This window comes from Streptomyces sp., assembly GCF_019510245.1.
GTDB lineage: Bacteria > Actinomycetota > Actinomycetes > Streptomycetales > Streptomycetaceae > Streptomyces.
On sequence record NZ_JAEKKT010000121.1, the window covers coordinates 60326 to 85252 of the forward strand.

Here is a 24927-nt window from a genome sequence, read left to right on the forward strand (position 1 = left end):
TGAGGGCCCTTCGCACAGGGTGGGCGGCGCCGAGCGCACAGCATCGGGGGGATGGTCCCGATTTCGGCCCGTACCGCCGCCACACCCACGTCGTCGTTCGTCGTGGACGTGCTGTCGCAGTAACAGAACTGGTTCCCGGACGAAACATGGTGCCGCCAAGCTGGCCCCATCGCGCATCGTCCCTGTCGACGGGGCGTATGCCAGCCCACGGCGCCGGGCCCACGGACGGGTCCGAGGCCGACCGTGCCCGCGGACCTCTGTGTGTCCGCGGTGGGGGTGCAGGGGCGGTGACTGCACCTCGTAGGACTTCGGAGAACACCACTCCGACGTACTCAGGAGTACTTGCCGCGATGACTGACATCACGACGCGTGCTGTGCCGCACACGACGCCTCGATCGACGTACGGCCTCGCCGAACTCGACAAGGAAACCCGCATGGGCGGGGCCGGAACCGAGACCACGGCGCGGGAGATCCGCCGCATCGACCTCTCCGACTTCGAGGCCCGCAAGGCCGAGATCACCGAGGAGCTGTGGGCGGCGGCCACGGACATCGGGTTCTTCCAGCTGGTCAACCACGGCATCGAACAGGACCTGGTGGACGAGGCGTTCACGAACGCCGAGGGATTTTTCGCGCTGCCCGAGGCCCACAAGGCCCGGCATGCGCTGAAGAAGGGCCTCAACTCCGGGTGGGAGTCCCTGACTCAGGTCAGGCCGTCCGTCGGGACACCGGACCAGAAGGAGTCGTACCAGGTCACCCGCCCTCACATGGAGGGGCTCTGGCCCGACGACGTCCTGCCCGAATTCCGGCTGCGTGCCCTCGACTTCGAGACACGCTGCCGCGAGGTGGCGATGCGGGTCCTGTCCTGCTTCGCCGACAAGCTGGGCTTCGCCGGCGACTTCTTCACCCGCGCCCACGACCCTCGGAGCATGTACTACCAGTCCACCCTGCGGATGCTGCACTACTTCGCGATCCCCGAGGACGCCGAGCCGCACCCGAACGTGTGGCGGGCCGGTGCGCACACCGACTTCGACTGCCTGACGCTGCTCTTCCAGCGGGACGGGCAGGGCGGGCTGCAGGTGTGCCCGGGAAAGGAGGCCGAGGCCCAGGAGTGGACTCCCGTGGTGCCCTCGGCCGACGCCATCACCTGCAACATCGGCGACATGCTGATGCGGTGGAGCGACGACCGGCTTCCGTCCAACTTCCACCGGGTCAAGTCCCCGGGCCCCGGCGAGGACCGGGGCGCACGCTACAGCATCGCCTTCTTCGCCCAGGCCGACCGTGACGTGGTGATCGAGGGGCCGGACGGACGGTATCCGCCGATCACGGCGGAGCAGTACATCCAGCAGCGCATCGCTGCCAACTTCGCACGATAGAGGCGCGGTTGTGATGATGTCCGCGAAGAAGCGGGCGCCGTTCGGGCGGCTCGGGGTGCTGGGTCTCCAGCACGTTCTGGTGATGTACACGGGGTGTCACGGTGCCGCTCGTCTTCGGCGCGGCCACCGGGCTCGCTACCGCGACCATCGCTCTGCTCATCAACGCGGACCTGCTGGTCGCGGGCGTCGTCACGATGATCCAGGGCGCGGGCGCCGGGCGGGTGCTCGGCGCCCGCATGCCCGTGATGGCCGGCGCGGCCTTCACCGCCGTGGCGCCGATGATCCTGATCGCCGGTGAGTACGGGCTCCAGGCCGTATACGGTTCGATGCTCTCCGCCGGGATCTTCGGCCTGCTCGCCGCCTGGCCGTTCGCCAACGCAGCGCGCTTCTTCCCGCCGCTGGTGAGCGGTGTGGTGATCACCGTGGTCGGCCTGGCGCTGATCGGTGTCGGCGTCAATCTTGTCGTCGGCAGCGACCCCAAGGCGGCGGACTACGCGGCGCCGTCGCGCCTCGCCCTCGCCGCCTTCGTCGTCATCGTGATCCTGCTGGTGGCGAGGTTCGGCCGGGGCTTTCTGGCCCAGACCGGCGTTCTGCTCGGGCTGCTGGCCGGTACCGCGGTCGCGGTACCGCTGGGTCTGGTGGACCCGTCAGCCGCCCGTGGCGCCGACTGGATCGGGGTGAGCGCTCCGTTCCACTTCGGCGCGCCCGAGTTCCCGCCGGTCGCGGTCATCTCGATGTGTGTCGTGATGCTGGTCCTGTTCGCCGAGTCGACCGCGGACCTGATCGCGGTCGCCGAACTCACCGGCAAGGAGCTGACGACCGCGGACATGGCGCGCGGGCTGGCCGCCGACGGACTGTCCGGGGTGCTCGGCGGAGTGATGAACGCCTTCCTCGACACCGTATTCGCCCAGAACGTGAGCCTGGTGTCGATGACCCGGGTGCGCAGCTGCCATGTGGCCACCGTCGCGGGCACCGTCCTGGTTGCCCTGGGCCTGGTTCCCAAGCTGGGGGCGGTGGTGGCCGGGCTGCCCGGACCGGTCGTGGGCGCGGCGGGACCGGTCATGTTCGCCACGGTCGCCGCCGTCGGTATCAGCACACTGCGGAAGGTCGAGTTCGAGGGAACGCAGAACCTGCTGATCGTCGCCGTGTCGATCGGCGTGGGCATGGCGCCCGACGTGGCACCGGACCTCTGCTCCCGTTTCCCGGCCGGTGTGCGCATTGTGCTGGGCTCACCGGTGACGAGCGCGACCCTGATCGCGTTCGGGCCGAACCTGGCCTTCAACCGGACCCGCCCGGCACGCACGGCGGGACGGGTGGGAGATGCGGGCCATCACCCGCAAGGACATCCAGAGCTGGATCCGCGCCCTGGTGGACAAGGGCGCGGGAGCCTCCGCGATCAAGAGGGCGTTCGACCTCACGTCCTCCATGATGCGCGCGGCCGTGGACGACGACGTCCTTGCGGTCAGCCCCTGCCGCAACCTCGACCTGCCGACCATCGCGGTCAAACCGCCGCAGTGGTTCACGCTCGACCAGGCGCAGAGCATCCTGGACGAACTGCCCACCGCATGGCGGACGATGTGTCCGCTCGGTTTCCACACCGGACTGCGCTGGGGTGAACTGTCCGGCCTGCACCGGCACCGCATCGACACGCGTCGCTCGCGGCTCTTCGTGGTGGAGGTCAACGCCAGGAGCGGCATCAAGGAGTACCCCATGAGCTCCAAGAGCCGTCGGGAAGTCCCGTTGCCACCCCATGTCCTGGAGGCTCTCGAACGCCACATCCACCGGCTCGACCTGGACGCCGTGGTGTTCGCCACCCTCACCAAGGGCCGGGCCGGCCGTCTCCTCGCCGACAGCAACTGGCGAGGGCAGACCCGGTGGCCCACCGTCGAGGCCGCCTACTACTTCGACACCGACGGCGAGCAGCAGATCGTCCCGCACCACCCGCCGCACTCCATGCGCCACACCTGCGCCTCCTGGCTGGTCCGGAAGGGAGTCTCGCGCTACGAGGTCCAGCACCTCCTCGGCCACGAGAGCTTCCACTGACGATCGCTGCCTGAGGTGACGTTGCCCTGCCGTCATGGCCAGGGCGGCGTCGTTGTATGCAGTCGGCTCCGGTTCAACGAGAACTGTCAGCTGGGACGGAGACGCGGTGGAGTGCCGCTGCAGTGTGTGAACTCACACGAGTGGAACTGTCCTTCGCGACGCAGAGAGCCCGCTACATCAAGGTCGTCAACACCGCCGATGTCGCGAGTGACTGGTGGTCGATCGCGGAATTCACCGTGTACAACTGATCACGGGTTCGCATGGCCGGAGTGGCACGCCTCGCCGAGGGCGCCGCTCCGGCCACAAGGCGGTCTCCGTATGTGGGAGCGCTAGTTCTTGACCGGCTGAGGCGGCTGCGGAGTCGGGCTGCCTGTCCCCGTCCGGTCGGTGAAGGCCAGGTCTGTTACCGCCAGGGGTGTCTGGGCGGACAGGTGTGGGCGGGGCAGGGCGGTGGGCGGGTCGGCGCCCAGGCGTTCGCAGGTCAGCGAGGAGACGAGGACCGCGTCGTCCACGACGATGGTCAGCACGTCCGGGTCGGCCGTGGCCAATGTCCCCGGCGTGTCCAGCCCGTGGCGCAGCAGCGCACCGAGCAGCCCGGCGGTGAAGGCATCGCCTGCGCCGACGGTGTCCACCACGGCGACCTTGCGGCCGGCGCGGCTGAAGTCTCCCGCGCCGCTCGGGAAGACGTGGGCTCCGTCGGGGCCGTCGGTGATGACGACGAGCAGTGCTCCGAGGTCCGTCCAGTGGGCGGCGATCTTCTCGATCGGCGTGCCCGGGTAGAGCCATTCGACGTCCTCGCGGCTGGCCTTGACCAGGTGGGCGAGGCCGATGCTGCGCTCGACCGCCTGCCTGCCGTGTTCCGGATCGCCCAGGAGGAGGGGGCGGATGTTGGGGTCGTAACTGATCAGGGTGGTGCCGGCGGCGTGCAGTCGTTGGACGGCGGAGTGGATGTGGTCGTCGGCCGGCGGGGTCCAGGAGGCGACCGAGCCGAAGTGGAGCACGGCGGTGTCCGGCGGGACGAGGGCGGTCTCCGCCTCGGTCCACTGCCAGTCGGCGGTGCCGTCGAGGTAGAAGTCGTAACTCGCCCGCCCCTCGGTGTCCATGGAGACCACGGCGAGCGTGGTGGGTTCGGCGGCTGAGGGGGCGTACGCCAGGTCGATGCCCTCGGCGGCAGCGTGGGCGCTCAGCATGCGGCCGAAGGAGTTGCCTGCCAGCCGGGCCATGAGCGCGGTGCGGTGACCGAGGCGGGCCAGGCCGACGGCGACGTTGAAGGGGCTGCCGCCGGGCCGGGCGCGGTAGTCGCCGGGGGTGCCGAGCTGGACCAGGTCGATGAGGGCTTCGCCGATCACGGTCACGGCCGGGGGCTGCCCGAGGGCTCGTATCGCTTCAGTCATGGCGGGGTCCTTCGGGGGCTATCTCGCCGGAACCCCGCTCGATGAGCCGGGTCGGTACGGTGACGGTGTGGGTCGGGGAGTCGTCGCCGTCCAGTCTGCGGAAGAGCATCTCGGCGGCTGTCCTGCCCAGTTGCTCGACGTCCTGGGCGATGACGGAGATCCCCGGGTTGAGGATGTCGGCCAGCGGAAAGTCGTCGAAGCCCACCTGGGCGATGGTGTCCTGCAGGCCGCGGGTACGCAGCGCGCGCAGGACCCCTATGGTCACGAAGTTCTGGCTGGTGAACAGCGCCGTCGGCGGATTCGGCAGCGCGAGGAGCTGTTCGGTGGCGGTGATGGCGGCCTGTTCGCTGGACCCGAGGTGACGGACGATCGCGTCGTCGTGCTCGATGTGCGCGACTTCCAGTGCGTGCCGGTATCCGTCGAAGCGCTGGGCGGCGGTCGGGATGGACGCGCGGTCGCCGAGGTAGGCGATCCGGCGGTGACCGGCCTTGAGCAGGTGGTTGACGGCGGTGACGGCACCCTGCCGGTTGTCGGAGACGACGGCGTCCGCGTCCAGCAGGCCGGCCTCGCGGTCGACGAAGACCAGGCGGGTGCCGGAGCGCTGCTCGCTGATCAGGTAGCTCTGGTCACGTCCCGCGGGGACGATCACCAGCCCGTCGACCCGGCGGTCGATGAGCGCCTGGGCCAACTCCCGTTCCCGGGCGGGGTCCTCGTCCAGGCTGCCTACCAGCACCAGCACGCCGCGGGCGCGGGCCACGTTCTCGACGGTGCGGGTCAGGGCGGCGGAGAAGGGGTTCGCGGCGTCTTCGACGAGCATGCCGATGGTGGCAGTACGGCCGTCGCCGCGGCGCAGGCTGCTGGCCGTGAGATTGGGACGGTAACCCAGTTGGTCGGCGGCGTCGCGGACCCTGGCGACGATCGCCGGATCGACGGTGGGGACCCCGTTGAACACGCGCGAGACCGTCTTGATGGCCACTCCGGCCAGCGCCGCGACCTCACGCATGGTGGGGCGGCTGCGGGTGGACCGGGGCGCCGACTCGCCCTGAGTCATCGTTGTCTCCAACCGATCGCGCGTTACCTACTCGTTGCCCGCGCATGTCTATCAGCGTCTTGACGGCCTCGTCCATACGGGCCCAGTATCTCGCCCAGTCAACGTTGTCTCAGCGTCGGCCAAGGGACGGCTGCGAAAGGGATCACACCATGAACATCTTCATCAGCCAGAGGTCGAGCCGCCGCGGTCGGCGTACCCGGGCGGCAGCGATCGGCGTCACGGTGTGCCTCGGCGCCACGCTCGCGGCCTGCGGTTCTTCCGGCTCGGGCTCGTCCTCGTCCGCATCGGGCGGCAGCGGCAAGGTAGGTGTCTCACTGATCCTGAAGACGCTCACCAACCCGTACTTCGTGAGCATGGAGAAGGACGCCAAGACCCAGGCCGCCAAGGACAACGTGAGTCTCACGGTGGCGGCGGGCAACAGCGACGGCGACACGCAGACCCAGATCACCGCCATCGACAACGCCATATCGCGCGGTGACAAGGGCATCCTCATCACCACCAACGGCGACGCCGTGAACGCCGCCCTCGGCCGGGCCAAGCAGGCCGGCCTGTTCGTGATCGCCCTTGACACCGCGCCGAACCCGGCCAGCACCGCGGACATCACCTACGCCACCGACAACGAGCAGGCGGGCAAGCTCATCGGCCAGTACGCCGCCGCCGCACTGGACGGCAAGCCGGCCGTCATCGCCATGCTCGACCTGTTCAACAACCAGGTCGTCTCCGTCGACATCAACCGCGACCACGGCTTCCTGGAGGGCATGGGCGTCGACCCGGGGAGCAAGACCGAGAACGGCAAGGAGGCCAAGTCCGGCAAGTACACCGGCGGCAAGGGCGGTACGTACAAGGTCGTCTGTCACCAGCCCACCCAGGGGGCCATCGACGGCGGCCGTACCGCGATGGAGAACTGCCTGTCGGCCAACCCGGACATCAACGTCGTCTACGCGATCAACGAGCCCGCGGGTGAGGGCGCGTACAACGCGCTGAAGGCGGCCGGCAAGGAGAAGAACGTCGCGATCTACGCGATCGATGGCAGCTGCTCCGGCCTGAAGAACGTGACCAGCGGCGAGTTCGCCGCCGACGCGGTGCAGTACCCGGGCAAGATGGCGGCCCTCGGCGTCACCTCGATCGCCAAGCTGGCCCGCGGCGGCAGCAAGCCCAGCGTGACCAGCGGAAAGTCGTTCTACGACACCGGCACCGCCCTGGCCGCCGCCAAGTCCCTGGACGGTCTGACCGTGCAGTCCCCGTCGCAGGCCGCCTCCGCCTGCTGGGGCAGCTGACACCGAGCCGGGTGCGGCGCCGGTGACCACCGTCACGGCGCCGGCGTCGCACCCGCACCCCACGAGCCCATGAGCCCGTACCAGGGAAAACACCGGAAGGACCCCCTGTGACCACCCACGTGGACAGTCAAGCCACACCGGCACCGGCGGAGGAGTTCCTCAACAGGCCCGCCACCCTCAGCCAGCGCATCCATTCGGTGCTGCACCGCCAACCGGCCCTCAGCCCGGCCATCGTCCTGGTGCTCGCCGCCGTCGTGTTCTCCCTGGTGAACGAACGCTTCTACGCGTTGCAGAACCTCTCGCTGGTCGCCCAGCAGACGGCCGTCATCGGTTCGCTCGCCGTCGGGCAGACGGTCATCATCCTCACCGCCGGCATCGACCTGTCGATCGGCGCGGTGATGGTGCTCTCCTCGCTGCTCATGTCGAAACTCGTCGCGGACAACCACTGGCCCGGCGTGTTCGCCCTGCTGGCCGGGGCGGTCGCCGCGATAGCCGCGCAGGCCGTCAACGGTCTGCTGGTGACCAGGATCAAGCTGCCGCCGTTCATCGTCACCCTCGGCACCCTCAGCGTCTTCACCGCGATCACCCTCATCTACGCCAAGGGCCAGACGGTGGCGCTGCAGCCGGGCAACATCCTGCTGTGGAGCGGCCAGACGGTCTCCCTCGGGCAGCTGAACCTGACCTACGGCGTCCTCCTCATGATCGCCCTCTACGCGGTGGTCGGCTACGCCCTGCGCTACACCGCTTGGGGACGCCACCTCTACGCGGTCGGCGACGACGTCGAGGCCGCCCGGCTCGCCGGCATCTCCGTCAACCGGGTCCTGCTCAGCGCCTACATGGTGGGCGGTTTCGCCATCGCCGTGGGCGCCTGGATCCTGGTCGGTCGGGTCGGCGGCGGTGACCCCAACAGCGGTCTCAACGCCAACCTGCAGTCCATCACCGCCGTGGTGATCGGCGGCACCAGCCTGTTCGGCGGACGCGGTGTGGTCTTCGGCTCGCTGATCGGCGCGCTGATCGTCCAGGTCTTCGTCAACGGCCTCGCACTGGCCGGCATCGACCCCAACTACCAAGTTCTCGCAGTCGGCATCCTGGTGATCGCGGCTGTCTCCGTCGACCAGTGGATCCGGAGTGTGAAGTCGTGACGACCGCCACCGCCCCCGTTCTCGAAGCCAAGGGCCTGGTCAAGCTCTTCGGCAGGGTCGTCGGCCTGAACAGCGTCGACCTCACCCTCCACCCCGGCGAGGTCCTCGCCGTCATCGGCGACAACGGCGCCGGCAAGTCCACCCTGATCAAGTGCCTGTCCGGGGCCCTCGTCCCCGACCAGGGCAGCATCCTCGTCGACGGCAAGGAGGTCCACTTCAAGCGTCCCCAGGACGCCCGCGACGCCGGCATCGAAACCGTCTACCAGACCCTCGCCGTCGCCCCCGCGCTGGACATCGCCAGCAACCTCTTCCTCGCCCGTGAGATCCGCCGCAAGGGCATCCTCGGCTCGGTGTTCCGCATGCTCGACACCGGCGAGATGAAGAAGCAGGCCGCCGACCACATCAAACGGCTCGGCATCGGCACGCTGCAGAACATCAACCAGGCCGTGGAGACCCTCTCCGGAGGCCAGCGCCAGTCCGTGGCCGTCGCCCGCACCGCGGCCTTCGGCGGCCGGGTGGTGATCCTCGACGAACCCACCGCCGCCCTCGGCGTCCGCGAGACCGGCCAGGTCCTCAAACTCGTCCGCGACCTGCGCGAGCAGGGCCTCGGCGTCATCCTCATCAGCCACAACATGCCCAACGTCTTCGAGGTCGCCGACCGTATCCACATCCAGCGACTCGGCGGCTGCGCCGGCGTCATCACCCCGCAGTCGCACTCCATGGAGGACGCGGTGGCCATCATGACGGGAGCGAAGAAGCTCGCCCCCGAGGCGAGCTGAAGGGAACAGCAGGGGAATGACCGCCGAGTACCGGATCGCCGAGAACCGCCTCGGCGGCGAACGAACCCTCGTCGTCTCCGCACCGGACGGCACGGCACGTGCCGTCCTCGCCCTGTCCGGGGCGACCCTGCTGAGCTGGCAGGTCAGAAGCGAAGCGACCGGCCGGCTCACAGAACTGACGGACGGCTACCGCGACGACAAGGAACTCCTGGTGCAGGACGGCGTACGCGCCGGCCTGCTGGCCCCCTTCCCCAACCGCGTCGCCGACGGCCGCTACCACCACGCCGACCAGGACCACGACCTGCTCCCCGGCCACCACGGGGACAGGCTGATCTACCACGGCTTCGCCCGCGAGGCCCCCTTCGAACTCGCCCACGCCACCACGACAGCCGACTCCGCCCGACTCCTGCTGCACACCACGAGCATCAGACCGGGCCGCTACCCCGGCTACCCCTTCGCCATCGACCTCGCCGTCGAATACACCCTCACCGCCCGCGAGTTGGGCATCACGATCCGCGCGACGAACGTGGGCGGCAGCACCGCCCCCTACGCGGCGGGCTGGCACCCCTACTTCACCCTGTCCCGCCCCATCGACGACCTGACCCTGCACATCCCCGCGCACACCCTGATCCGCACCGACGCAGCCCTCATTCCGCTGCCCGGCGAGGACGCCCTGCTCCCCCTGGACAACTGCCCCGGCATGGACTTCCGGACACCGAAACAGCTGAGCGACGCGGTCATCGACGCCTGCTACGCAGACCTGACCCCAGGCCCCGCCGGCCGGATCGAGACGGTACTGACCAACTCGGCGACCGGCGAGGAACTGCGGGTCTGGCAGCACAGCGGCTATATGCACGTCTTCACCGGCGATACCCTGGCCCGCGACCGTCGCGCCTCCATCGCCCTCGAACCCGTCGAAACGATGACCAACGCGTTCAACCGCCCGGAACACGCCGCCGCCCTCGCTCTCGAACCCGGCCGAAGCCGCGCATTCGCCTTCGGCGTCGAGTACGCGGTCCCGTAAACCTGCGGCGCCGACACGGCCTGATGCGTTGTCTCTGCCCGGCATCGGAGGTCACGCCCATGGCTTTCGCGTACGTCCATCGTCGACGGGATACGCCAGAGCGAACCTGACCGAGGAGGCAGACGACGCTCCGCGTAGCCGACGCACGCGTGGTCGGGCAGTCAGACCACGTGAATGGTCGAGCCACTAGCGCCTGGCCAGGCGCTTTGCTGGTGCCTTCAACGGCTCCGAGGGCGTGGTCTTCAAGGTCGGCCCGGCGGAACGGTTTGACCGCCTGCGACATGTGTCCCTCGTCAGGAGGCTGGGCAGCGGCAGCGGTCAGGACCACGACCCGTCCGAGCCCGAGCGGTGAACCGACCGTGAGGAACAGCGGCGCGCCGAGCGTCAGGGCGCTGGGGCCCTCCAGCGTGCGGATGATTGCCGAGTGTGTGGGCTTTCATCGCTCATGACGCTCGTTTGACGCTCCGAGGGTCTGATCGCCTGCCTCGGGAGCCAGAAAACACGCTCTGAACTGGTGTTTCTTCAACCCCCGCATGATCTGACGTGTTTGCGATGGCGCATCATGTGGAGTGCGTGGCCTGGAGCCTGCGACAAAGGGGCTGGGGCTTTGACCTGTGGAGCGCTGTTTTGACGCTTGTTCCGACGGTGTGCCGGACAGGACAGATCGGTCACGGTGCGGGGCGTGGCCGCGGACGGCAGGGCCGTCCAGGCGAGTGGCTCGTTCACATGCCGTTCGACCGCGTCTCGGGTTCAAGCGTGGTCGAGTGGCTCCGAGATGTCGCACAGGCGCCTGTGCCGCGGCTGAGCGCAGCGTGCACTGTGGGGAACACGGGGAGCAGCGTGTCGAGGCCGAGGAGGCGCCACACCTGCTGGTAATGGTCGCTGAGGGCGGCGAGGCGCAACGTGCCCGCATGGTTGTCGAGCGCGCGCGACAGCGTGATGATCATGCTGACGCCCGAGGAGTCGAGGTAGTGCACGTCGGAGGCGTCGAGTACGAGGGTGGCGCAGCCCTCCCTGATCAGGTCCTGGCACCGGGCGCCGATGTCGGAGGCGTTGTCGTAGTCGACCTCGGTCGGCAGTCGGACGACCGTCGTGTCCGCGTGCCGTACGAGCACTCTCAGCATCGAGAACCGACTCCCATCCAGATCGTTCATGCCTGTGCCACCGGCGCCTTTCTGCTTGTCGCCGCCCGGTGACACCACCGCGCCTACCCTGGGGCGACGTCGGTCACGCGTGCCTTTCAGTGCTGGGGTCGTCAGTGGACCGCCGGCACCGGCGGGCTCAGTCGCGCAGTTCGGTGTGCAGGCGGATCGTGGTCCCTTCGTCCGGTGTGGACCGGATCTCGACGAGATCGCAGAGCTGGTGGACGAGCCACAGCCCGCGTCCCCCCACCTGCCCGGCGGTCGGCATCGTACGTCCGGCCAGTGGGTCCTCCAGGTAGCCGGCGTCGCGGAACTCGCAGACGAGCCGTCGCTCCTCGCTCCAGGTGCGCAGCACGCCTTGTCCGCCGCCGTGGCGGATGCTGTTGGTGGCCACCTCGGTCGCGGCCAGATGCAGTTCGCGCAGGCGCCCACCGGTCAGGCCGTGCTGTTCGGCGCAGGCAGCGATCTTCTCCCGGAGGGCGGGCAGGTCGCCGCTGGTGTAGACGAACTCGTCGTACGGGTCACAGGGGTCGGTGAGGGCAACGAACGCATAGGGTGCCCGCGCGTCGTAGTCCTCGCTCAGCACCGTCCGGCCGTCTGTGCGGATATGGGGGTGGCAGCGTGCCATGTCGGCCAGGGCGGCCTGGTCGCGTGCGACGTCGTAGGGGCACAGCAGCCACCAGGCCGGGCCCTGGGCGAACGCCCTGTTGAGCAGCCATTCGTGGTAGCGCAGTTCCTCGGCCTCAGCAGCATTGCGGGCCTTGTCCCAGGGGGATTCGCCGATCCCGCGGACGGGCCGGCCCTCCGCGACGTGTTCCTTGATCCATCCTTGCCAGGCAGCGATGAGCCGCCCCGGATGATGCGCCACCCGGCTGGTGTCGACATAGCGGACGGTGTCGGTCTCACGGATCTCCGCACGCAGCAATGACGCCTTTTCCTGCGGCACGGCCACGACGACGGCCTCGTCCCCGTCGAGCGCTTCCTGGATGAAACCCACAGCGCCCGCGACGAATTCATCGCTGCCCGAGTACGGATACAGCTCATGCCGGTATCCAGTGCCTTCGAGGGGGGTGGACGAAGAGGAGGTCAAGGTGTCATCACCACCGGAACGTCGGCGACTGCGAAGCCGGACAGCTTCCAGGCGAGCCGCACGGTCTCGTTGGTGCCTTCCAGGATGACCTTGCGATCCGGAAGGTGCCTGGCGGCATTGGCCAGCGCGCTCATCCCGGCGGCATCGAAAAATTCCAGGGTCTGACAGAGCAGACGCACCGTCGGCGAGTGAGCGAGGAGGGTGCACAGGATGGTGCCGAAGGCCACCGCGCCGTCGCTGTCGACGGTCCCGGTCACCGTCCAGCCTTCCTGCTCGGTTCGGTACACCCGGAACGCGGGTGAGACCGGACGGCTGCCCAGATGATGCGGATGCACACAACTGATCTGCTGCAGAGCCGGCAGGTCCCAGTCGGCACCGCTGTAGGCGCAGACCACCATGGCTCCGGTGTCGGCGGCGAACTCCTCGAGATCGAGCTCGCTGCGCAGCCACTCGCCGTTCCGGTCCGCGCGAGGGCCGGGGACGACGTGGTGCAGCACGCGGAGGGACCTGAACCCCTCCCGGTCCGCCGTTACCGCCTCCCGACGCACCGCGGAGAGAAGGGAACCCTGCAACCGGGCGGGGTCGAGTACAAGCGGTGCGAACTCGCTCTCCGCCCGCGGGACGGGGCCGACGATCACGACCTTGTCCCCGTGCAACGCACCGTCCGCGACGAACGCCCGGCTGCGGTCGATGACGTCGTCGGCAGGATCCAACAGGTGACAGACATGATCGCCGGTGTCGACCTCGTCAAGGGTTGGCAGTACGCGCGGCGTTCTCACTACTCCTCCCTCGCTCCTCCCTCACTCTACTGCTCCCGTAACCGGCACTCTCGGGCCAGTCTTTATCAGGCTGGGCCGGCTCGAAGTAGCCCTGATGTTCCCCTCACCGGTCCTGCGTCAGCGGCTCGGGCCGGAGTCGTCGTCGTGGGAAGAGCGCCGTGGTCCCCTGCCGCGTGGAGCGGAGTCCTCCTCTTGCCCTTCCAACAGCTCGAGGAGCGCGGCGTCCGCCCTCTTCTGGTCTTCCTTCGTCAGCTCGACCGGTGCGTTGTTGTAGACGGTGTAGTGATCCGGATCGATGATGTTGGCGGCCCGCAGGGTGAACGTCAGTAGGCGGCGCCACCCCTTGCGGTGCCCGACCCTTGCCTGCAGCTGGACCTTGTAGTCACGGGCTTCCGGCATGAACCCGGAGAAGGGCGCCTCGAACTCGATGAAGAGTTGCTGCGCCTCTCTGCCGGGCACGACGAAACCGGCCGGCAGCTTTGCATCCTCGTCCGGCCCCGGCTGGAGGCGAGACGGTGAGGACACCCACAGCAGCGGCAGATGAGAAGCGGGCTCGTCGGGGAAGGTCAGGATGAGGTCCTGCACGACTATCGGCTTGGGGCCGGTGTTGTGAAGGACGAGCGGGAGCCGAAGGCGGGCGGTGGACGAGCGGATGATCGCTGCGAAGGAATGAGGCTCCCACGTCTTCAGGCAGCCCTGTCTGGCGTTGAGCCACCAGAACGACGCGACGGTGAAGAGCAATGCGCTGACCGATACGACACCGGCGCCTGTGAGTGATGAGGGCGCGGCCTGATAGGCCGCGGTCATCAGGGGAGCCACAGATTCAGTCTGCCAGCCTCGGCGTGAGTTCGCTAACAGGACTCAGGAGCCTGAGCCGCCGGCGCACAGCAGCCGGAAAGCGGGACCGTCTGCGTGCCGCAGGCGGCCGGTGCGGTCCTCAGCCGACGTCACGAGCCTGGCGGGACCGGGCCGAGAGCCACGCCGATGGCGCCCGCCAGCTCCAGCGCACCGATCACCCGGTGGGAGGCGGTGGTGAATCCGGCGTGGGCGGCCGGCGCGGGCATCGGACCGAGCGCCATGATCTTGGCTATGCCCCCTCAGGGCGAAGACCAGCACGATCAACAGGCCAGGGCGGCGGTGAGGCTCATGAGGCGTCCTTGAGGGTGTGCGGATGACGGGCCCGGCGGCGTTCGACTCCCAGCCCGGCGAAGAACGCGACCAGATCCGGGTTGTCGACCACCGAGGGGTTGAGGACCTGCTCGGCGGGGCGAGGCGCCGGTGCGGACGGCGTCGCGGAGCCTCTCGCGCAGGGTGTCGTCCGGCGTTGGCGCTGACCGCGCCGTAGGGTTGCGACGGCTTCTGCGCGGGCCGGTGCCAGGGTGGTGCGGATCTCGTCCTCTCCCAGGTGGCGGCGTCCCCAGGCGGTGAGCAGCGGTAGTGGTCGCCCATCGTCCATGCCGCCGGCACCATCCGTGGCATCGCCTCGATCGGGTCGGCGTCCGGGGTACGGGCTGCGGCGGTCTGGTCCTTGACGGTCTCGACATGGCCGCTCCCGCGCGTGCACCGGAGACGGGCCGTGATGCTTGCCGGCGCCACCCTGACCTCCACGCCCGCCCGCACCATCCCTGGGGAAGCAGCCCTTCGCTGGGCGCGTACTCAATGCTTCCCGAAACGTTGCGCTCCGGCTGGGTCAATATCTGTGCCCGCGAACTGAGATTTCAACGGAACGGGCAGCCAGATTCTCTACCGCATTAAGTGGAGCGGGATTCCTCACCGCACACAGGCCGCTGCGGCGTGCTACTGTCGGTGTCAGTTGCAGTTGTGGTTCCCAAAACTTCAAGCGCCCTCCGGCCGGCACCTGTGCCACTGGAAGCGCTTTTGTTATCCGGTTCTTTTTCCGGGCGGGGTGATCATCGCGGCGACACGGGGTCCGCGCAGCGCGGATCCCGATGCACTGCCCCAAAGGAGAAATGACATGGCTGCTGGTACCGTGAAGTGGTTCAACGCGGAAAAGGGCTTCGGCTTCATCGAGCAGGACGGTGGCGGCGCTGATGTGTTCGCCCACTACTCGAACATTGCCACCCAGGGCTTCCGTGAGCTGCTGGAGGGCCAGAAGGTGACCTTCGACATCGCGCAGGGCCAGAAGGGCCCGACGGCCGAGAACATCGTTCCCGCCTGACGCTGACTGTCGCGTACTTGTAGCTGGGGCCCGCGTCCTTCGGGGTGCGGGCCCCAGCTACTCGCGTTTTCCCGCAGTGGTTTCGCCTGCGGACGACAACCAGGAAACCCGTAGGCTCACCGCATACGGAGCATCCTTCAGGGGTGCGTGCCTCTCTTCACGGCTTCATCGCGGTGGACTCCCGAACATTACGTCCGCTTCGCGCCACTGATTCCAGCTCCTGCGCCCGCACGGATTTTTCGTCGGCCAGATTCGCTTTCGCATTCCACCGGTCCATTCTTGCAATTCTCTGTGCTGCTGATCGCTGCGGGAATTCCTTGATATGTGCCGCATCGAGGAAGGTTCCGCATGAACCGCACACGCACGAACGACCGCTTCACCCGCACCCGTAACGGCAGTGCCGAATCCGGAAGGGGCGGCAGCCGATTCGGTTCGTCGGCCGGGAGCCGCTCCGCCGGGCCGAGCCGTTCCGGTGGTCACGGCCGCCGGCCCGCCGCGGTCCAAGGGGAGTTCGCGCTGCCCAGGACGATCACTCCCGCGCTCCCCGCCGTGGAGGGCTTCGCCGATCTCGACATGCCCAGGGCGCTGCTGGGCGCGCTCAGTTCGCAAGGCGTGACCGTACCCTTCCCGATCCAGGCCGCGACCCTGCCGAATTCCCTCGCCGGCCGCGACGTACTGGGCCGTGGCCGCACCGGCTCCGGCAAGACCCTCGCCTTCGGGCTGGCGGTGCTGGCCCGTACGGCCGGTCAGCGCGCCGATGCCGGGCAGCCGCTGGGGCTGATCCTCGTACCCACGCGTGAGCTGGCGCAGCAGGTCACCGACGCGCTCGCCCCGTACGCCCGCTCCGTGAGGCTGCGGCTGGCCACGGTGGTGGGCGGAATGCCGATCGGCCGGCAGGCGAGCGCGCTGCGCGGTGGGGCCGAGGTCGTCGTCGCCACACCGGGACGCCTCAAAGACCTCATCGACCGCGGCGACTGCCGGCTGGACCAGGTTTCCATCACCGTCCTCGACGAGGCCGACCAGATGGCCGACATGGGCTTCATGCCGCAGGTCACCGCCCTTCTCGACCAGGTCCGCCCCGATGGCCAGCGCATGCTGTTCTCCGCCACTCTGGACCGTAACGTCGACCTGCTCGTGCGGCGCTACCTCAGCGACCCCGTCGTGCATTCCGTCGACCCCTCGGCCGGCGCGGTCACGACGATGGAGCACCACGTGCTCCACGTTCACGGCGCCGACAAGCACACGGCTACCACCCAGATCGCCGCACGCGACGGCCGCGTGATCATGTTCCTCGACACCAAGCGCGCCGTCGACGGCCTCACCGAGCACCTCCTGAACAGCGGGGTACGGGCCGCAGCCCTGCACGGCGGGAAGTCACAGCCACAGCGCACCCGCACGCTGGCACAGTTCAAGGCGGGACACGTCAACGTGCTGGTAGCGACCAACGTCGCGGCGCGCGGCATCCACGTCGACAACCTCGACCTCGTCGTCAACGTCGACCCGCCGACCGACCACAAGGACTACCTCCACCGCGGCGGCCGTACCGCCCGCGCAGGAGAGTCCGGCAGCGTCGTCACCCTGGTCACCCCCAACCAGCGCCGCAGCATGGCCCGCCTCATGGCAGCGGCCGGCATCGTCCCGCAGACCACCCAGGTCCGCGTCGGTGAAGAGGCCCTGCACCGCATCACCGGCGCCCAGGCCCCCTCCGGCATCCCGGTCGTCATCACCGCACCGGTGGTCGAACGCCCCAAGAAGCGCGGCGCCACCTCACGCGGCCGACGCCGCCCCGTCTCGGCGGCCCGCCGCGCGCCCGTACGGCAGTCCACCGCCGGTGCCGCGGCATAGCACCTTGGTGATCAGGAAGCCGGCCCAACTCCGCAGGAGGCACCCTTTGACGCTGGACCAGACGCAGTTCCGCCCGGCGAGCGCCCACCCCGCGCACAGCACGGTGGCCGACAGCATGGACGCGGGCGGACCGCAGGTCTGGGGGGACATGACCGTGGAGGTGGCACTGTCCGTGATGGCCGCCGCCCGTACAGGTCATCTGGTCGTCTGCGACGAGGACGGTATGCGCACCGGCCTGGTCACCCGGGACCGGCTCACGGCCGTTCGTGACGGTTCCGGATACACGGACCGGGTCCGCCTGTGTGACGTCGTCGACGTCATCGGGCCCTTCGCCGCGCCGCCGGCCACGAGGGCCGAAGCCGGGCGTGCGATGCGCTGCCGCCGGCTAGGGGCCCCGCCCGTGGTCGACGGACGCGGCAACGCTCTGGGCGTCGTCGCCCTCTCTCGCTGAACCGCCCTCACCCCTGCCCGCCCCCGTCTGGGCGTAGTCCTCAGGGCCATGACCCGACTCGGTGCCGATGGCGGAGCCGTTGTTCTTGCCGGCGATCAGGTCGCCTTCCCGTGGCCGGGGGACAGCCGGTCGGCGGCCTCGGCGGGCCGTTCGCTGATGACCACAGGGTGCACGCACCGCGATCGACGGGCTGCCGAGTGCCGGTGCGGGCGGCGCATCGCGCGTCCGGTCCGAAGGGCCCGGTCAGCTCGCACCTCAGTTCCCCGCGGCCTTGGACGTAAGAACTCCGCTGCGGGGCATGTGGTCCTGGAGGAAGTCCCGCAGCCTGGGATTCTGGCTGGTCTTGCTGGTCTTGCGGGGCTCGGGGCGCGGTGAGCGGGCGTCCGTGCGGCGCTGGGCGGCGTGCGGACGGTAGTGCCGGCCGCCGTTGGGCGTGAGCGTGCGGTTGCGGCGGATCTCCCGGCTCACGGTGGAGGGACTGCGGTCGAACTCGGCCGCGCTGGCCCGGACGGACGCCTTCTGCCGGAGCCGGTCAGCCAGGTGGATGCGGTCGGCCTCGGTGAAGGCAGCGCGACGGGCCGACGGGGTTCCGCAGGGCGAGCCGGGGGTTCGGGTGCTTGCCAGGGCGGCCCCGTGTCCACGATGGGCGGGGCTGCCCTGTACCGCTGTATGCCTGCCGGACGTAGAGCCAACGCTTGCCGGTGCGGCGGTCGATGCCGATGATCCGGCAGGCTTCCGTGTTCCCTATTGCAGGATCCGTGAGCCGAAGTGTTCCTCCCGCTCACGGTCCGGGTTCCCCGGCCCCTGAGGCCGCCGGTGGGGCCTCGCTGTGTGGCCGTGGGTCAGTGGTCGGAGTAGCTGAAGTCGCCCACGGTCCAGGCACTGACGTCCTCGATCGCGACGCGGTACATCCCGCCTGTCTCCGGGATCCCCACCGTACCTTGCAGGATCCGGGCGACGTGGAAATGCAGATGCGTGGGCGGTCCGTCCTTCCTCGCGGGGACGTCGAAGACGGCGGAGAACCCGCCCAGGTCGGCGGAGTCCTTCAGCACCTCGGACACCCTCTGTCTCCACATGGCCCCCGGAGCCAGCCGGCCGGTGATGACAGCACCACTGGTGACCACGGTCAGGGTCATCTGATTGCTCTGCCCGGATTCCACGAGGGCGGCTATCGCAACGAGCAGCTCGTCAGGTTTCGGCATGGGATCGGATTCTATGCGGCCCGGACGGGCGGCCTGCACGATGGCGCAACAGGGCAAGAACGCCTGTGCGGTATCGCGTGCGTCGGCAACGGCCACGTGGAACGGGGCAGCTGTGGCGTTGACGGACATCGTGTTCATCAGGGTCACCCACGGCTGCGGACCGTTCATGCCCGGCCCTTGACCACCCGGCCCTGTGCCCCCCGGAGGGGGCTGAGAATCGCCGTCGACGCGCCGCGCCGGTCGACGCCGCCACGGGAAGCTCCGCGGGAGACCTCGTCATCGAACCGCAGCAAATCTATCCCCGCTGGAGTAGACATTCGCTGTCTTCATGATTATGGTTTCTTTCGTAGCCGAGATCGAGCAAGGCCCGGCAGACACGAACTGCCGGGCCGCAGTCCACGTATGACGGTGCGGTGGTGGAGTTTCGAAGCCAGGTTGTAGGACGACGGCGACGGGACTGACGACCGGACCGGGTGGCCCGAAGTGATGAGGGGCCGCCGTGAGCAGGACCGCAGTTGACGCGGTTGCAGTACCAGCAGTGCGCAGTCCCTGTTTGCAAGTGATCGGCTCCGAGGGAAGAACGGAGGAGACGAGCACCATCAGGATCGCCCGGGCGGGAGACGCGAGCCCGGGTACCGCAGGACATCGATAGGCAGGTGGTCTCCGGTCACGCATCCGCGATCCCCGCACCCCCGCCGGAGTATCAGGCGGCTGGGCGGAAACAGAAGGCCGGCACAGCACTAGGGCCGGCAGATGGTGTTGCAGGTCCTTCGGGGCCTTGGTGCCAAACGGCACCAAGGCCCCTCGACGCGTTCACAGAGAGGTGAGATGACAGCAGACGAGTCGCTGAGCCGTCTGGACGACGACGACTACCCCGCCTACACGATGGGCCGGGCCGCCGAGTTGCTCGGTACCACTCCCGGCTTTCTCCGCGCCATCGGCGAAGCGCGACTGATCACACCACTGCGCTCCGACGGCGGACACCGCCGCTACTCCCGCTACCAACTGCGCATCGCGGCCCGCGCGCGTGAGCTCGTCGACCAGGGCACCCCGATCGAGGCCGCATGCCGGATCATCATCCTCGAAGACCAGCTCGAAGAAGCCCAGCGCATCAACGCCGAATATCGGCGCTCCGGCGGATCGTCCAGTCCATCGGCCGCAGCCTGAGGTGAGCGGGCCCGCCGGTACCGGCGGGCTGCCACCCCCGCGCGTGGCCGGGCTGTGGCGCGCGGAGACGGTGCTCGTGTCCGAACGGCTCCACCGGCGTTTCGCTCACCTCCGGCCCCGGTCGCGGCGCCGCCACAACGGGTGACGCGGCTGGCAGGCTCTCACCGAGGCAGGGATCATCGCGGCGTGGAGTCAGTCACGCAGCTTCGGCTGGGCCGGCTCGACCAGGTCGGCCGCCCACTCGACCAGGTCGGCAACCGGGTGAAACTCCCCACCGGCATGGCCATGATGTGATCCGCCGGGGAGACCGGCTCCGGCGTCCCCGGACACAACTTCCCCGCCGGTCTCGTTCTTCTGGGCATCATCGGCAACCATCCGATCATGCTGAGAGCCTGCCCGTGACAGCGTCCCTCGACTGGACGCACTCGCCGGACGTGACGCCTTCATCGAACGGCCGCACGGCTGACCCACCGAAGGTGGTACCGCCCTGACCCATCCCTGTCCGGCCGCCGGCGTCATCGGATCCTCCCCGGACACCGGTTGTGGTGCCCCGACCCGGTCAGGAGGAAGAGATCGCTCAGGTAAGGATCATCCTGTCCCGCTCTCCGGGTACCGTCAGGGTATGAGTCATCCGCACCCCGAGTTGAAAGCCGCACCGCCCCTTCCCGAAGGAGGGCTGCGGGTCATCGCCCTGGGCGGCCTGGGTGAGATCGGCCGCAACATGACCGTCTTCGAGCACGCGGGCAAGCTGCTCATCGTCGACTGCGGCGTGCTGTTCCCCGAGGAGACCCAGCCCGGCGTGGACGTGATCCTGCCGGACTTCACCTCGATCCGGGACCGGCTGGACGACGTCGTGGCCGTGGTCCTCACCCACGGCCACGAGGACCACATCGGCGGCGTGCCGTACCTGCTGCGCGAGCGGTCCGACATCCCGGTCGTCGGCTCCAAGCTGACGCTGGCGTTCCTGGAGGCCAAGCTCAAGGAACACGGCATCCGGCCGCGCACGGTGCGGGTGCGGGAGGGCGACCGGCGCGGCCTCGGCCCCTTCGACTGCGAGTTCGTGGCGGTCAACCATTCCATCCCCGACAGCCTCGCGGTCGCGATCCGCACCCGGGCCGGGATGGTGCTGCACACAGGCGACTTCAAGATGGACCAGTTCCCTCTCGACGACCGCATCACCGATCTGCGCGCCTTCGCCCGCCTCGGCGAAGAGGGCGTGGACCTGTTCCTCACCGACTCCACCAACGCCGAAGTACCCGGCTTCACCACCTCCGAGCGTGAGCTGAACCCGGCGATCGAGCAGGTGATGCGCACCGCGCCGCGCCGGGTCATCGTCTCCAGCTTCGCCAGCCATGTGCACCGCATCCAGCAGGTCCTGGACGCCGCCCACCAGCACGGCCGCAAGGTCGCCTTCGTCGGCCGGTCCATGGTCCGCAACATGGGCATCGCCCGTGACCTGGGCTATCTGAAGGTGCCGTCCGGTCTGGTCGTGAGCACGAAGGAGCTGGAGAAGCTCCCGGACCACAAGATCACGCTGGTGTGCACCGGTTCCCAGGGCGAACCGATGGCCGCGCTGTCACGGATGGCCAACCGCGACCACATGATCCGCATCGGCAAGGGCGACACCGTCCTGCTCGCCAGCTCCCTCATCCCCGGCAACGAGAACGCCATCTACCGGGTGATCAACGGACTCACCCGGTGGGGCGCGCACGTGGTCCACAAGGGCAACGCCAAGGTGCACGTCTCCGGGCATGCCAGCGCCGGCGAACTCGTCTACTGCTACAACATCGTCAAGCCCCGCAACGTCATGCCCGTGCACGGCGAATGGCGCCACCTGCGGGCCAACGGCGACCTCGCCATTCGTACCGGCGTCGACCCCGACCGGGTCGTCATCGCCGAGGACGGAGTCGTCGTCGATCTGGTCGACGGGCGCGCGTCCATCACCGGCAAGGTCCCCGCCGGCAACGTCTACGTGGACGGCATGGAAGTCGGCGGCGCCACCGAAGCGTCCCTTAAGGACCGGCTCACCCTCGCCGCCGAAGGCGTGGTCACGGTGGTGGCGATCGTCGACGCCGACACCGGCGCCCTCGCCGAGGCCCCCGACTTCCTGGCCCGGGGTTTCGTCCACGACGACGCCACCTTCGAGCCGGTCATCCCCGTCATCGAGAAGACGCTGGCCGCCGCGGCCGAGGAGGGCGTCGGGGACGCGCGCCAACTCGAACAGCTACTCGCCCGCGCCGTGGCGAACTGGGCGTTCCGCACCCACCGCCGCAAGCCCCTCATCATCCCCGTCATCATCGATGCGTGAGCCCACCCCGGCAGGCGTCCGGGGTCGGACGCCGTTGTGCACGAGGTGAAACTCGGCGACGAGTCGTTCCTGATGTCCAGCCTCATCACCGGCCCACCGGGCAGGCCCGTACGAATCGCGCCCGGGTTTCGCCCGGACGTGTCCGGGGCGGCCGGTGGCGGGAGCGCTGCGCCGGGCGTCTCGCAGCGCCTTCCACAGCTGACCTGCCGCCCGAGCAGCGACACGATGGCCACGGGACAAGAAACGCGGACAGCCCGGTGTACCGGCCGGAAGAGGAGAGAAAGTCCGTCAGTCATGACGCTCATGTGACGCTCCGGTCGCCTCACAGCCCGCGCCCGAGGCAGGAGAACCTGCCTCGGGCGTCGCACGGCCCGGCCCCGAAGGCCCTCGCCGGAACACCTGACCGCTGTGCAGCCGCAGCCGCCAGGTGTTCCGGCCGTGCAGGGCTGTGGGTTGCGGCCTGGAACGGGACGGTGCGGTCGGCTTCGCCGCCCGGCGCTGACCAGGAGGAGGTCGTTCTCCCGAGCGGCGATGTGTGGCAACGGCCGCGAGCGGTAGCTGGAGAAGGACAGCCCGCTCGATGGACGGCCCCGCGCCCGCGTCGGGCGTTTGTCCCGCGGAAGCGGCGTGCGCGTGCGGACGGTTGTGCGAGGGCCGGTAGGGTCCGCCGTGACACACCTGACCTGGGGCACAGCAGCCCGTGCGGAGGAGGACCACCATGGCCGACAGCCGGCAGGAGAGCGCGCCGACGCCGCCACCTGAGGCGCATCGGCAACTCGCGCACGACTCGGTGCGTCTGGCGGTGGTGATCGGTGCTCTCGGCGTGGTCTTCGGTGACATCGGGACCAGCCCGATCTACACCCTCCAGACCGTGTTCAACCCGAGCGACCCGCACCCCGTGCCCGTCAGCACACAGAACGTGTACGGGGTGGTGTCGCTGGTGTTCTGGTCGGTGATGGTCATCGTCACGGTCACCTACGTCCTGCTGGCGATGCGCGCCGACAACGACGGCGAGGGCGGCATCATGGCCCTCATCACCCTGGTGCGCAGGTGGAGTTCGCAACGGGGCCGGCGCACCGCCGCCGTACTGGCCGCGCTCGGTATCTTCGGCGCGTCCCTGTTCTTCGGCGACAGCATGATCACCCCGGCGATCTCGGTGCTGTCCGCGGTCGAAGGGCTCAAGGTCGTCGAGCCGTCGCTGGACGACGCGATCGTGCCGATCACCGCCGTGATCATCGTGGTGTTGTTCCTGGTGCAGCGCCGGGGGACGGCGGCGGTGGGCCGGGTGTTCGGACCGGTGATGATCGCCTGGTTCACGGCCATCGGGGCGTGCGGGGCGGTGGGCATCGCCGACCACCCGGACATCCTCAAGGCGCTGTCGCCGACCTACGCGCTGGGCTTTCTGTTCGGGCACTTCGGCACCGCCTTCTTCGCCCTGGCCGCCGTCGTGCTCGCGGTCACGGGCGCCGAGGCCCTCTACGCCGACATGGGACACTTCGGGCGCCGGTCCATCACCCGCGGCTGGCTCTTCCTCGTCTTCCCGGCCTGCATCCTGAGCTACCTCGGCCAGGGCGCGCTGATCCTCGACGACCCGGCCAACATCAGCAGCCCGTTCTTCCTGCTCGTGCCCGACTGGGGACGCTGGCCGATGATCCTGCTGGCCACGGCGGCCACCGTGATCGCCTCCCAGGCGGTGATCACCGGCGCCTACTCGGTCGCCTCCCAGGCCGCCCAGCTCGGCTACCTGCCGAGGCTGCGGATCGCGCACACCTCCGAGTCCACCGTGGGCCAGATCTACGTGCCGTGGATCAACTGGCTGCTGATGGTCTCGGTCCTCACCCTGGTCTTCGCCTTCCGCAGCTCCGCCGCGCTGGCCTTCGCCTTCGGCATGGCGGTCACCGGCACCATCACCATCACCACCCTGCTGTTCTTCTACGTCGCCCGCGCGAAATGGGGCACCCCGAAGTGGCTGATCGGTATCGGCGCGACCGTGCTGCTCTTCGTGGACCTGCTGTTCGTGGCGGCCAACATGACCAAGCTCGTCCACGGCGCCTGGCTGCCGCTGCTGATCGGCCTCACCGCGTTCACCGTCATGACGACCTGGCAGCGCGGCCGTCAACTCGTCACCGCGGAGCGGGCCCGCGAGGAGGGCCCGCTGCCGGAGTTCATCAACGGCCTGCGCAGCGGTGAGCTGCCGGTGCAGCGGGTGCCCGGCACGGCCGTCTTCCTCAACCGGGGCAAGGAGACCGCTCCGCTGGCCATGCGGGCCAACGTGGAGCACAACCACGTACGGCACGAGCAGGTCGTGATCCTCTCCATCGAGACCGAGCCGGTGCCCCGCGTCCCGGCCGACCGGCGGCTCGCCGTCGACGGCCTCGGCTACGCCGACGACGGGATAGTCCACGTCACCGCCACCTACGGCTACATGGAGACCCCGGACGTGCCCGCCACCCTGGCGATGCTCGACCCGGCCGAGACCGAGGGGCCCCTGCAGCTCGACCAGGCGTCCTACTTCCTGTCGAAGATCGAGCTGCGGCGGGGACAGGCACCCACGATGGCGCCCTGGCGCAAGCGGCTGTTCATCGCCACCTCCTACATCACGGCCGACGCGGCCGAGTACTTCGGCCTCCCCCGCAACCGCACGGTCATCATGGGCTCGCACATCGAGGTGTAGGCGCGCG

23 protein-coding genes and 1 pseudogene are annotated in these 24927 nt (G+C 69.1%); 13 read left to right on the forward strand and 11 right to left on the reverse strand.

The window, feature by feature from the left end; all coding sequences use genetic code 11:
- Nucleotides 1-350 precede the first annotated feature (350 nt).
- The 3 genes from JF597_RS11660 to JF597_RS11670 all read left to right on the forward strand — a co-directional run bounded on the left by JF597_RS11660 (nucleotide 351) and on the right by JF597_RS11670 (nucleotide 3416).
- Nucleotides 351-1373 (forward strand): 2OG-Fe(II) oxygenase family protein, encoded by a 1023-nt coding sequence (locus tag JF597_RS11660; protein ID WP_293992746.1) that lies wholly within the window; start codon nucleotides 351-353, stop codon nucleotides 1371-1373.
- Nucleotides 1374-1474: 101 nt separating this feature from the next.
- Nucleotides 1475-2989, forward strand: coding sequence for a nucleobase:cation symporter-2 family protein (locus tag JF597_RS11665; protein ID WP_293992748.1), 1515 nt, complete (start codon nucleotides 1475-1477; stop codon nucleotides 2987-2989).
- On the forward strand, nucleotides 2949-3416 hold the full coding sequence (locus tag JF597_RS11670) for a site-specific integrase (RefSeq protein WP_293992750.1): 468 nt from the start codon (nucleotides 2949-2951) through the stop codon (nucleotides 3414-3416). Before JF597_RS11665 ends, JF597_RS11670 begins: the two co-directional genes overlap by 41 nt.
- Nucleotides 3417-3745: 329 nt before the next feature.
- Here JF597_RS11670 and JF597_RS11675 read toward each other — a convergent pair whose 3' ends face one another.
- Both JF597_RS11675 and JF597_RS11680 read right to left on the reverse strand, forming a co-directional pair.
- Complete coding sequence (locus tag JF597_RS11675) at nucleotides 3746-4810, reverse strand: carbohydrate kinase (RefSeq protein WP_293992752.1); 1065 nt, start codon at nucleotides 4808-4810, stop codon at nucleotides 3746-3748.
- Nucleotides 4803-5861, reverse strand: a complete 1059-nt coding sequence (locus JF597_RS11680) for a LacI family DNA-binding transcriptional regulator (protein WP_293992754.1) — start codon at nucleotides 5859-5861, stop codon at nucleotides 4803-4805. The genes JF597_RS11675 and JF597_RS11680 overlap by 8 nt, the downstream gene beginning before the upstream one ends.
- A gap of 149 nt (nucleotides 5862-6010) precedes the next feature.
- On the opposite strand from JF597_RS11680, the gene JF597_RS11685 reads away from it, so the two are divergent.
- The 4 genes from JF597_RS11685 to JF597_RS11700 all read left to right on the forward strand — a co-directional run bounded on the left by JF597_RS11685 (nucleotide 6011) and on the right by JF597_RS11700 (nucleotide 10083).
- Nucleotides 6011-7138, forward strand: coding sequence for a substrate-binding domain-containing protein (locus JF597_RS11685; protein WP_293992756.1), 1128 nt, complete (start codon nucleotides 6011-6013; stop codon nucleotides 7136-7138).
- Between the two features lie 107 nt (nucleotides 7139-7245).
- On the forward strand, nucleotides 7246-8280 hold the full coding sequence (locus JF597_RS11690) for an ABC transporter permease (RefSeq protein WP_293992758.1): 1035 nt from the start codon (nucleotides 7246-7248) through the stop codon (nucleotides 8278-8280).
- A complete protein-coding gene (locus JF597_RS11695; RefSeq protein WP_293992760.1) occupies nucleotides 8277-9059 on the forward strand; it encodes an ATP-binding cassette domain-containing protein in 783 nt (260 codons plus the stop codon). Before JF597_RS11690 ends, JF597_RS11695 begins: the two co-directional genes overlap by 4 nt.
- A gap of 16 nt (nucleotides 9060-9075) precedes the next feature.
- Nucleotides 9076-10083: an aldose 1-epimerase gene (locus tag JF597_RS11700; protein ID WP_293992762.1), complete on the forward strand. Its 1008-nt coding sequence runs from the start codon at nucleotides 9076-9078 to the stop codon at nucleotides 10081-10083.
- A 722-nt stretch (nucleotides 10084-10805) separates the two neighbouring features.
- On the opposite strand, the gene JF597_RS11705 is transcribed toward JF597_RS11700, so the two are convergent.
- The 6 genes from JF597_RS11705 to JF597_RS11730 form a co-directional block, all read right to left on the reverse strand.
- A complete protein-coding gene (locus JF597_RS11705; RefSeq protein ID WP_293992764.1) occupies nucleotides 10806-11237 on the reverse strand; it encodes an STAS domain-containing protein in 432 nt (143 codons plus the stop codon).
- 127 nt (nucleotides 11238-11364) lie between these two features.
- Nucleotides 11365-12315 carry a sensor histidine kinase gene (locus JF597_RS11710; protein ID WP_293992766.1) on the reverse strand — a complete coding sequence of 317 codons (951 nt, stop codon included), beginning with the start codon at nucleotides 12313-12315 and terminating at the stop codon, nucleotides 11365-11367.
- Nucleotides 12312-13094, reverse strand: coding sequence for an MEDS domain-containing protein (locus JF597_RS11715; RefSeq protein ID WP_293992768.1), 783 nt, complete (start codon nucleotides 13092-13094; stop codon nucleotides 12312-12314). The genes JF597_RS11710 and JF597_RS11715 overlap by 4 nt, the downstream gene beginning before the upstream one ends.
- Nucleotides 13095-13211: 117 nt before the next feature.
- Nucleotides 13212-13901, reverse strand: a complete 690-nt coding sequence (locus tag JF597_RS11720; RefSeq protein ID WP_293992770.1) for a hypothetical protein — start codon at nucleotides 13899-13901, stop codon at nucleotides 13212-13214.
- A gap of 140 nt (nucleotides 13902-14041) precedes the next feature.
- Nucleotides 14042-14173 (reverse strand): hypothetical protein, encoded by a 132-nt coding sequence (locus tag JF597_RS11725; RefSeq protein WP_293992772.1) that lies wholly within the window; start codon nucleotides 14171-14173, stop codon nucleotides 14042-14044.
- Between the two features lie 65 nt (nucleotides 14174-14238).
- Nucleotides 14239-14550, reverse strand: coding sequence for a hypothetical protein (locus JF597_RS11730; RefSeq protein WP_293992774.1), 312 nt, complete (start codon nucleotides 14548-14550; stop codon nucleotides 14239-14241).
- A 519-nt stretch (nucleotides 14551-15069) separates the two neighbouring features.
- Here JF597_RS11730 and JF597_RS11735 point away from each other — a divergent pair.
- From JF597_RS11735 to JF597_RS11745, 3 genes are all read left to right on the forward strand, one after another.
- Nucleotides 15070-15273 carry a cold-shock protein gene (locus JF597_RS11735; RefSeq protein WP_030404051.1) on the forward strand — a complete coding sequence of 68 codons (204 nt, stop codon included), beginning with the start codon at nucleotides 15070-15072 and terminating at the stop codon, nucleotides 15271-15273.
- A 348-nt stretch (nucleotides 15274-15621) separates the two neighbouring features.
- Nucleotides 15622-17118, forward strand: coding sequence for a DEAD/DEAH box helicase (locus JF597_RS11740; RefSeq protein WP_293992782.1), 1497 nt, complete (start codon nucleotides 15622-15624; stop codon nucleotides 17116-17118).
- A gap of 46 nt (nucleotides 17119-17164) precedes the next feature.
- Nucleotides 17165-17569: a CBS domain-containing protein gene (locus tag JF597_RS11745; protein ID WP_293992785.1), complete on the forward strand. Its 405-nt coding sequence runs from the start codon at nucleotides 17165-17167 to the stop codon at nucleotides 17567-17569.
- Nucleotides 17570-17824: 255 nt separating this feature from the next.
- Here the strand turns inward: JF597_RS11745 and JF597_RS11750 are convergent, their stop codons facing one another.
- The 3 genes and pseudogenes from JF597_RS11750 to JF597_RS11755 all read right to left on the reverse strand — a co-directional run bounded on the left by JF597_RS11750 (nucleotide 17825) and on the right by JF597_RS11755 (nucleotide 18771).
- A complete protein-coding gene (locus JF597_RS11750) occupies nucleotides 17825-18037 on the reverse strand; it encodes a hypothetical protein (protein ID WP_293992787.1) in 213 nt (70 codons plus the stop codon).
- A gap of 30 nt (nucleotides 18038-18067) precedes the next feature.
- A pseudogene (locus JF597_RS55525) lies at nucleotides 18068-18193 on the reverse strand (hypothetical protein); the annotation flags it as partial.
- Between the two features lie 218 nt (nucleotides 18194-18411).
- Nucleotides 18412-18771: a hypothetical protein gene (locus JF597_RS11755; RefSeq protein ID WP_293992789.1), complete on the reverse strand. Its 360-nt coding sequence runs from the start codon at nucleotides 18769-18771 to the stop codon at nucleotides 18412-18414.
- An 828-nt stretch (nucleotides 18772-19599) separates the two neighbouring features.
- Between JF597_RS11755 and JF597_RS11760 the strand changes: the two genes are divergently transcribed.
- From JF597_RS11760 to JF597_RS11770, 3 genes are all read left to right on the forward strand, one after another.
- A complete protein-coding gene (locus JF597_RS11760) occupies nucleotides 19600-19938 on the forward strand; it encodes a MerR family transcriptional regulator (RefSeq protein ID WP_293992792.1) in 339 nt (112 codons plus the stop codon).
- Nucleotides 19939-20560: 622 nt separating this feature from the next.
- A complete protein-coding gene (locus JF597_RS11765) occupies nucleotides 20561-22246 on the forward strand; it encodes a ribonuclease J (RefSeq protein ID WP_293992794.1) in 1686 nt (561 codons plus the stop codon).
- Nucleotides 22247-22964: 718 nt separating this feature from the next.
- Nucleotides 22965-24920 (forward strand): potassium transporter Kup, encoded by a 1956-nt coding sequence (locus JF597_RS11770; protein ID WP_293992797.1) that lies wholly within the window; start codon nucleotides 22965-22967, stop codon nucleotides 24918-24920.
- Nucleotides 24921-24927: the final 7 nt, after the last annotated feature.

Excerpts from the sequence above, each read along its gene's own strand:
- JF597_RS11675 (WP_293992752.1), bottom strand. The coding sequence starts at position 4,810 with ATGACTGAAGCGATACGAGCCCTCGGGCAGCCCCCGGCCGTGACCGTG.
- JF597_RS11660 (WP_293992746.1), top strand. The coding sequence starts at position 351 with ATGACTGACATCACGACGCGTGCTGTGCCGCACACGACGCCTCGATCG.
- JF597_RS11765 (WP_293992794.1), top strand. The coding sequence starts at position 20,561 with ATGAGTCATCCGCACCCCGAGTTGAAAGCCGCACCGCCCCTTCCCGAA.
- JF597_RS11760 (WP_293992792.1), top strand. The coding sequence starts at position 19,600 with ATGACAGCAGACGAGTCGCTGAGCCGTCTGGACGACGACGACTACCCC.
- JF597_RS11700 (WP_293992762.1), top strand. The coding sequence starts at position 9,076 with ATGACCGCCGAGTACCGGATCGCCGAGAACCGCCTCGGCGGCGAACGA.
- JF597_RS11770 (WP_293992797.1), top strand. The coding sequence starts at position 22,965 with ATGGCCGACAGCCGGCAGGAGAGCGCGCCGACGCCGCCACCTGAGGCG.
- JF597_RS11725 (WP_293992772.1), bottom strand. The coding sequence starts at position 14,173 with ATGGCGCTCGGTCCGATGCCCGCGCCGGCCGCCCACGCCGGATTCACC.
- JF597_RS11720 (WP_293992770.1), bottom strand. The coding sequence starts at position 13,901 with ATGACCGCGGCCTATCAGGCCGCGCCCTCATCACTCACAGGCGCCGGT.
- JF597_RS11685 (WP_293992756.1), top strand. The coding sequence starts at position 6,011 with ATGAACATCTTCATCAGCCAGAGGTCGAGCCGCCGCGGTCGGCGTACC.
- JF597_RS11730 (WP_293992774.1), bottom strand. The coding sequence starts at position 14,550 with ATGGACGATGGGCGACCACTACCGCTGCTCACCGCCTGGGGACGCCGC.
- JF597_RS11755 (WP_293992789.1), bottom strand. The coding sequence starts at position 18,771 with ATGCCGAAACCTGACGAGCTGCTCGTTGCGATAGCCGCCCTCGTGGAA.
- JF597_RS11670 (WP_293992750.1), top strand. The coding sequence starts at position 2,949 with ATGTGTCCGCTCGGTTTCCACACCGGACTGCGCTGGGGTGAACTGTCC.
- JF597_RS11735 (WP_030404051.1), top strand. The coding sequence starts at position 15,070 with ATGGCTGCTGGTACCGTGAAGTGGTTCAACGCGGAAAAGGGCTTCGGC.
- JF597_RS11705 (WP_293992764.1), bottom strand. The coding sequence starts at position 11,237 with ATGAACGATCTGGATGGGAGTCGGTTCTCGATGCTGAGAGTGCTCGTA.
- JF597_RS11740 (WP_293992782.1), top strand. The coding sequence starts at position 15,622 with ATGAACCGCACACGCACGAACGACCGCTTCACCCGCACCCGTAACGGC.
- JF597_RS11680 (WP_293992754.1), bottom strand. The coding sequence starts at position 5,861 with ATGACTCAGGGCGAGTCGGCGCCCCGGTCCACCCGCAGCCGCCCCACC.